The organism is candidate division KSB1 bacterium, from assembly GCA_022566355.1.
Classification (GTDB): Bacteria; Zhuqueibacterota; JdFR-76; order JdFR-76; family DREG01; genus JADFJB01.
In genome coordinates this window covers 1-7,325 of record JADFJB010000167.1, presented here as the reverse complement: position 1 = coordinate 7,325, position 7,325 = coordinate 1, and the positions used below count along the sequence as shown (strand labels likewise).

Genomic DNA, 7,325 nt, shown 5'->3' with positions numbered 1-7,325 from the left:
GTAAATGATGGATTTCAAGCCTTGCGACAGAGGCAATCTTCAAAATCCGTTCGATTATTCAATGAAGCTATTCAAATAGATGAAGCATTCGAAAAAGCTTATTATGGTTTAGGGTTAGCCTATTCTAGAGATAGTAAACCACGGGAGGCTTTGGAAGCATATGAAAAAGCAATTAGTTTAAATCCTAACTATGTAACAGTGTATGTGGCCCAAGGAAATTTATTACAACGTCTGGGACGAAGACCGGAAGCAAAAGCAAGTTTTGAAAAAGCGATTGAATTAGAACCAACAAATGCCAAAGCGCTATATGGATCAGGTTCTATCTATGCGAAGCAAAATCGTCCAGATCATAAGAAAGCAGTGGAATTGTTTCAAAAAGCAGTAGCAGAAGATACAAAATATGCTTTGGCTTATAATGCTCTTGGAATTTCTCAAATGGAGCTCGGCAGAACTACAGAAGGGATTCAGGCATTTAAAGAAGCGACCTATGCGAATCCAAATATGGCGGATTGCTATTATAGGCTTTCAAAAGCTTTAAATGATATTGGCAAACCAAGAGAGGCTTTGGATGCAGCTATGAGTTGTATAAATATTAAAAAAGGCCAGAGGAGATTTTTTGCCGCCGCCCACATCGAAGCAGGAAGAGCCTATAGGGATTCAGGAAATAACTCTTTAGCGATTCAACAATTCGAGCTTGCCAAAAAAGATAACAATTGGCGTGACTTTGCTACCTACCAGATTGAAGAAATCAAGCGCAATCAAGGTGGGTCGCGGTAACTAATTTTAATTCCATATCAGAAATATTAAAGGCCTATTTTTTTAATAGGCCTTTTTTTATGAGTATATTAAGCACCCAAAGTTTATCCCATAATGATTTATACTCGCTCTTCATTAATTGTATTAAGAATGCCGTGAATCAGCCGATAAAATATTCAATAAATAGATTACGGATTATTGATATTATAAAAATATGAGCTTAATAAAATCTACAACAATTGGTAAAAAACTTTTCTTATTTGTTACTGCAATGGATCAAAATATGATCGCTAAACCAAATTTTGAATTAACAGAAGACTGTTGTGAATCGCTGCCGAAATTTGAGCTGGCATCTGGAAGCTGTTTGCAAAACATTTCCGAAACACCCATATATGATCATCTGAGTGAATTAATTTCCGATGGAAAATATTCCTTCCTGCGAAAAAACACAGATGATTTTTACCAGGTATTGAACCTACTTGGAAGCATACAATTACCCTTTGTCTTTTTGCAAGAACTCAATGTCTTAAAACGTTTTGGTTATTATTATCGTCATACTTTGGCTGTTACATCGCTTGTAGCAAAATACGGATTGGACATGGGATTGGCCAAAAAGGACTTGGAACTTTATTTACAATCAGCATTCATTCATGATATTGGTATAACTCGCCTCCCACATTCGATATTATTTTCCAGCCAGCAATTTAAAGACGATGAAGAAATATTGATGCAGCAGCATCCATTGATTTCTTATATTTTGTTTGGATATTACAACCAGGGCAAAAACCAAGAGATCGGTAATGGAATTTTATTTCATCATTGCCCCGGTGAACTGAGAAATTCATCCGATTGCAGGAATAAAGAAAAGGCTAATGAAATTGCCTGGATGTTGTTCAATATGGATATTTTTGATGCTATGATTAGCAGTCGGCCCTTTCGTCCTGCATTTAGTCTTGAAAATGCGTTAGATCATCTCACCAAGTTGAATCAAATATTTTCATTACCGCTTGATATTGTTTATTGGTTCGAAAAGAAACTCAAGTCATCGAGTTTAGAGAAATTGGAATCAAATCTAATTCCTATAAAACCAACTATAGACGCAAGCCAATTAAATTAATCTCCCGCGTAATTTGATTGAATTATTGGTTTTGCGTCAAATTACAAATCTTTGTTAAACCATATATTTTGAATTGCCTTCTCCAATAGGACATACCCTTTTAGGGCTAGCATTTTATGCACAATTTAGACCACACCCGTGGCGGTTTTCATTTATTACGATTCTTCTGATTGCATTCGCATCAAACTTACCTGACTTTGATTTTATATTTGGATTTTTAGAGGGAGATCCGAATCGGTATCACCGGGGAATAAGTCATAGTTTTGCGATTTCAGGGATACTTTTTCTCATTTTATTCGTGTTCGCAAGGTTCATAAAAAAAAAGGATAGTACATCCTATTCCTTATGGTTTTTGGGATTTTATTTGTTGCATATTGTTTCTGATTTTTTTGGCGCCGACACTCGACTACCTTATGGCCTACCCATTTTTTGGCCTTTATCGGAAAGTTATTATCTGTCTGATGTATCAATCTTTTTGGATATACGCAGGTCTTCGGATCTTAATGAATTTATCCCGAGTTTATTCCGGAAGCATAATTTTATTGCGATTTTTGTCGAGGTAGTAATTGCAGCTATTTTAGGCTTGTTCTTGTTTCTTGTTAAGAAATTGATCTCAAAGTTTCGTAGTGTATCAAATTAAAATCATCAATTTAAAATATTTTCTTAATTCGATTTTCATTGCCATTGATCAATCGTTGGATATTAGACCGATGCGTGTAAATGATCAATATCGACACGCAAACGGCTAAAATTAAAAGGGGTGGGGATAGGGTAGAATCATACGTTACGTTTAGAAATATTAAAGCCAATGGTAAAGTCACTGCGGCGCTTAGTGAGGAAAGCGATACATATCTGGTTGTTATTAGTACGATTAAGAAAACTACCAGACAAATTAAAACCGCAGAAGGATAAAGTACGATTAGCATACCAGTTGCTGCTCCCACACCTTTTCCACCACGAAAACCAGCGAAAACAGTCCAGATATGACCGACGATTGCAAAAGTACCCGCAAGCATTTGGATATATATCTGGTCCCATGGTAAATCATCTATTCGTAATTGTGAAATAGTATAGGTGGCTAAAATTCCCTTAGCAATGTCAACTAGCATAACAATTATACCGACTTTCCAACCTAGAACACGAAATGCGTTGGTGCCTCCTGCGTTTCCACTGCCTTTAGTCCGAATATCAAAACCAAAGAAAATCTTACTTATGATGATACTCGTTGGAATTGAGCCAGCCGAATAGCTTAAGAAAATGATTAGAATTAAAGAGTACATTTTATTAATCACCTAAATCCATAACAGCGACTGCGGCTGCGCCAGGTCCGGCATGGGCGCCAAGTGCAGGCGATACAGGCATAATTATGATTTCTTGATCTGGGTATCTGGCAAGAATTTTTTGGTGATACCACTCGGCTGTGGAAAGGGTTTCTACATGTGCAATTGCAAATTTTGGAGCTATCATTTTTTTAGATTCTGAAAAAAGCAAGTCCAGAGCTTTTTCCTGCGAGGGAATTCCTGGTTTTGCTGACGCAACTTTCTTTACGTTTCCATTCGTGCCAATCGAAAGAATTGGGCGTAAATTTAAGACATTTGCAACCATCGCTTTGCCTTTGCTTAACCTTCCGCCTCGAATTAAATATTCAACAGTCGCAAGACTTATGAAAATTTTGCAATTCTTAACCCATCTCTCGATCAGGGGCACTAAATCATCGATCTTAATCCCTTCTTCAATCTTCTCGGCAGCAGCTTGCACAATCAGGGCAAGACCAACCGTTACTGATTTCGAATCGATGATTTTAAAATCAGTGCCGGGAATTTGTTTTGAAGCAGTTAAAGCCGATTGATACGTCCCACTTAGGGCTTTTGAAACTTGAATAGCAATGATTGCATCATACGTTCTGGCTAGTTGTTGGAATATCCTTAGAAAATCTTTAGGAGCCGGCTGTGAAGTCTTGGGAAACTCTTCAGCTTCCATGAGTCGGGAGTAAAATTCATCTGCCTGGATAGTTACTTTATCCACGTACTCTGTTTTATTTATGGTTATTCTGAGAGGAACGGTATGAATATTATATTTTTTCAGAATTTCTTTGGGCAGATCACACGAACTGTCGGTTGCAAGTGCCAAAGAATGGGTATGTTTCTTATCATGGATATCGTAATGCTGTTGCATCATATCATCCATTTTTTGATCTTTAATTTCTCCATACTCTTTGACAAAATCGAAAACCTGGCGAGGTTGGTCCGTATGAATATGGATGCGGGTTCGTTTTTCAGAGCCGGCCACAATTAAGGAATCGCCAAATTCCTGCAAGTTTTTTCGCAGAAGTTTTGTTGGAATGTTTTCTCCTATCAAGAAGAATTCAGTGCAATAGCGAAAAGTGATTTCTTCCGCTGAATAAGTGAACTTTGCAACATTGGAGCCAAAATCCGAACCGGAGAATTGGGTCTGGTTTAGTTTCACCAAGCTGCCATCTTTGATAAAATTGAAAACTCCTTCAAGGATATACACAAATCCTTGTGCACCGGCATCAACCACACAAGCCTTTGCCAGCACCTTCAACTTTTTTGGTGTTTCTTCCAACGAATGTTTAGCAACCGCTAAAGACGAATGCATCAATTCAGAAAAATCATGTGTCTTATGTGCAATCTGTTTTATATGATTTCCCCAGTCTTTAATAACTGTAAGAATAGTGCCTTCTTTGGGATGGGAAAGCGCTTCATAAGAGCTTTCGACAGCGCGGTGAACAGCGTCAGCAAAATGCTTGGTGGAAACTTTAATTTGCCCTTTAAACCCTTCTGATAATCCATAAAAAAATTGAGCTAAAATAGCCCCGGAATTACCCCGGGCGCCATTCAAAGCAGATTCTGCAACCTGGTCTCCTGCGATTTCAATCGTATCACTGAAATTATTAGCTCGAATGGATTCGGCTATGGAAACCATCGTAGAGGCCATATTCGTTCCCGTATCCCCATCCGGAACGGGATATACATTTATGTCATTGAGCCTCTGCTGTTTTTCATTGATCCATAGTGAAGCAGCCAAAACTGCACGGCTATATCGTTTTCCGTCTAAATAGGTAATTCTCATAACATTCTTATCTTTTATTTCATAAAGGTTATATGCAAAATAAAACTTACATTACGGATTATTCTAGGGAAAATCAAGAGATTTCGTTCTAAAATGAAATGAATTAGCAGAATTCAAAATTACGAAGTGTTGAACTTGATTTTAATTGAATCTCATTTAACTTATAATCCGGTGATAATTATGACAACATAACTGACTTTACTGGCAGAGTAAATGGAATTTGAAAATCTCCTCATTGAAGGAACATTCATTCAAAGATATAAGCGGTTTTTAGCAGATGTAAAGTTTGCCAATGGCCGGGAGACCACTGTCCATTGCCCAAACCCGGGTAGCATGTTGGGATTGATTGAATCAGGAAGTAAGGTTTATGTTTCAGATTCTCAAAATCCGAAAAGGAAATTGAGATATACATGGGAGCTTGTTGAGGCAAATCAAACCTTAGTTGGAATTAATACCAACAGGACCAATCGACTCCTTGAAGAAGCTATCAATAAGGGCATCATTGCAGAGCTATCAGATTATGATGATATCAAACGAGAAGTGAATGTTGGTCAGAAAAGCCGTTTTGATCTCCTGCTGCGGGGGAATGGTCAGCCATGTATTGTGGAAATTAAAAGTGTTACCTTGAAGAAAGATGGAAAAGCATTATTCCCTGATTCCGTTACAAAAAGAGGTGCAAGACATGTGCGGGAGTTAATTGAAAGCACACGAAATGGATACCGAGCAGTCGTATGTTTTGTGATTCAGAGAAATGATACAGCAGTATTTTCTCCAGCCTGGGATATTGATCCGGATTTTTCGAAGATACTAAAAACTGCACAAAAAAAAGGAGTTGAAATTTACGCTTATCAGGCAGAAGTTACGCATCAAAGTATTGAAATTACAACCAGCATACCTGTGGAAATTTAATGATGAAAACGAAAATTCAAAAAAAGTCAAAAAACAACAACAAAGAATTCGTTAAAGAATTGCTCTTTCGACTTAAACAGAACTATCCTGACGCTGATTGTGCATTACACCACAATAATCCATTTCAATTGTTGGTCGCGACCATATTATCCGCTCAATGCACAGATAAACGTGTGAACATGGTGACCCCGATATTATTTGATCGATTTCCGGATGCAAAAAGTATGGCGGAAGCACCGATTGCAGAAGTCGAAGATATTATTAAATCCACAGGATTCTTTCGCAGTAAATCCAAAAATATTAAGCTTGCCTCTACAAGTATAGTTGATGAGTTCAATGGAAGAGTTCCTGATATGATGGAAAAATTGACAATATTACCCGGGGTGGGTCGAAAAACAGCAAACGTGGTACTTGGCAATGCTTTTGGCAAAAACATAGGCGTTGTAGTAGACACCCATGTAAAAAGAATATCGAATCTATTGGGACTTACTAAACATTCAGATCCGGTTAAAATCGAACAAGATCTTATCAAACAAATACCGCAAGAGCAATGGACCCTGTTTTCACATTATTTAATCCACCATGGGCGGGGCATTTGTGTTGCGAGAAGGCCGGATTGTGCTCATTGTTTTCTGCAGGATATTTGTCCATCGTCAACGGGTGTGTAATTCGTGCAAGGGGTAAAAATCATAGGGACAGAAAAATGGCATAGGAAAAAACAGCCCGGATCCTTAATAAAGAACCCGGGCTGTTCTTATTTCTCAATTATGTAATAATCGCGACAATAACAGTTTACTTAACCAACATCAACTTTCGGGTAAATTTTTGTCGGCCAAGTTCCAGAGTTAGAATATAAACGCCGCTCGCAACAAATCTGTCGGATTGATCTTCTGCATTCCATATAACAGAATGCCGCCCCGCTTGTTTCAATTCATTGACAAGCTCTGTTACAAGCTGGCCTTTTAAATTATAAATTCGCAGGACAACCAACTCTTCTTGTGGCAATTCGAATAGAATGGTTGTGGATGGGTTAAATGGATTGGGGTAGTTTGGCAGCAGCTCAAATTTCGCCACAGATTCAAAATTCGCCGCTACTTCAGGACTGTTCAATAATTTCCCACTGGCTTCATCTGTTGCTTTATCCAGTTCGATTTGAAGTCGCTTTGTAATTATGTCATTCGGATACTTACTTACATATTGCGCCAGAATGGCTGCAGCTTCGGTTTTATTCCTTAAACCATATAGACTGATATCAAATAAGGTTAATAGATTCATGGGTTCTTTATCAGTATCAGCAAAGGCTGCAAGGTTAGCCTCCGCCAACACCAACGCTTTTTGTCTTATGATACCGACCCAGAAACGACCACTGAAAGATCATTCTACAGTTCCTTATCCCAACTCCCGGCATCATCATCACCATCTTCCTCTTCATCAGGGATGTTGGCATCCG

The 7,325-nt window shown here is 38.2% G+C and carries 8 protein-coding genes; 5 read left to right on the top strand and 3 right to left on the bottom strand.

What is annotated here, in order from left to right; all coding sequences use genetic code 11:
- The 3 genes from IIC38_19180 to IIC38_19170 form a co-directional block, all read left to right on the top strand.
- A partial coding sequence (locus tag IIC38_19180) for a tetratricopeptide repeat protein (protein ID MCH8128050.1) occupies window positions 1-777 on the top strand: 777 nt, incomplete at its 5' end.
- A gap of 193 nt (window positions 778-970) precedes the next feature.
- A complete protein-coding gene (locus IIC38_19175) occupies window positions 971-1,873 on the top strand; it encodes an HD domain-containing protein (GenBank protein MCH8128049.1) in 903 nt (300 codons plus the stop codon).
- A 73-nt stretch (window positions 1,874-1,946) separates the two neighbouring features.
- On the top strand, window positions 1,947-2,513 hold the full coding sequence (locus IIC38_19170; protein MCH8128048.1) for a metal-dependent hydrolase: 567 nt from the start codon (window positions 1,947-1,949) through the stop codon (window positions 2,511-2,513).
- Between the two features lie 10 nt (window positions 2,514-2,523).
- On the opposite strand, the gene plsY is transcribed toward IIC38_19170, so the two are convergent.
- Window positions 2,524-3,153 (bottom strand): glycerol-3-phosphate 1-O-acyltransferase PlsY, encoded by a 630-nt coding sequence (plsY, locus tag IIC38_19165; GenBank protein ID MCH8128047.1) that lies wholly within the window; start codon window positions 3,151-3,153, stop codon window positions 2,524-2,526.
- 4 nt (window positions 3,154-3,157) lie between these two features.
- The gene (locus IIC38_19160) at window positions 3,158-4,966 is read right to left on the bottom strand and encodes a DAK2 domain-containing protein (GenBank protein MCH8128046.1); all 1,809 of its coding nucleotides are present in this window, start codon (window positions 4,964-4,966) and stop codon (window positions 3,158-3,160) included.
- Window positions 4,967-5,179: 213 nt separating this feature from the next.
- Here IIC38_19160 and sfsA point away from each other — a divergent pair, with 213 nt between their 5' ends.
- Together sfsA and nth are read left to right on the top strand one after the other, a co-directional pair.
- Window positions 5,180-5,875 (top strand): DNA/RNA nuclease SfsA, encoded by a 696-nt coding sequence (gene sfsA / locus IIC38_19155; GenBank protein ID MCH8128045.1) that lies wholly within the window; start codon window positions 5,180-5,182, stop codon window positions 5,873-5,875.
- 2 nt (window positions 5,876-5,877) lie between these two features.
- A complete protein-coding gene (nth, locus tag IIC38_19150; protein ID MCH8128044.1) occupies window positions 5,878-6,543 on the top strand; it encodes an endonuclease III in 666 nt (221 codons plus the stop codon).
- A 124-nt stretch (window positions 6,544-6,667) separates the two neighbouring features.
- On the opposite strand, the gene IIC38_19145 is transcribed toward nth, so the two are convergent.
- A complete protein-coding gene (locus IIC38_19145) occupies window positions 6,668-7,198 on the bottom strand; it encodes a T9SS type A sorting domain-containing protein (GenBank protein ID MCH8128043.1) in 531 nt (176 codons plus the stop codon).
- Between the last annotated feature and the right edge of the window lie 127 nt (window positions 7,199-7,325).

Excerpts from the sequence above, each read along its gene's own strand:
- IIC38_19175 (MCH8128049.1), top strand. The coding sequence starts at position 971 with ATGAGCTTAATAAAATCTACAACAATTGGTAAAAAACTTTTCTTATTT.
- plsY (MCH8128047.1), bottom strand. The coding sequence starts at position 3,153 with ATGTACTCTTTAATTCTAATCATTTTCTTAAGCTATTCGGCTGGCTCA.
- IIC38_19160 (MCH8128046.1), bottom strand. The coding sequence starts at position 4,966 with ATGAGAATTACCTATTTAGACGGAAAACGATATAGCCGTGCAGTTTTG.
- sfsA (MCH8128045.1), top strand. The coding sequence starts at position 5,180 with ATGGAATTTGAAAATCTCCTCATTGAAGGAACATTCATTCAAAGATAT.
- nth (MCH8128044.1), top strand. The coding sequence starts at position 5,878 with ATGAAAACGAAAATTCAAAAAAAGTCAAAAAACAACAACAAAGAATTC.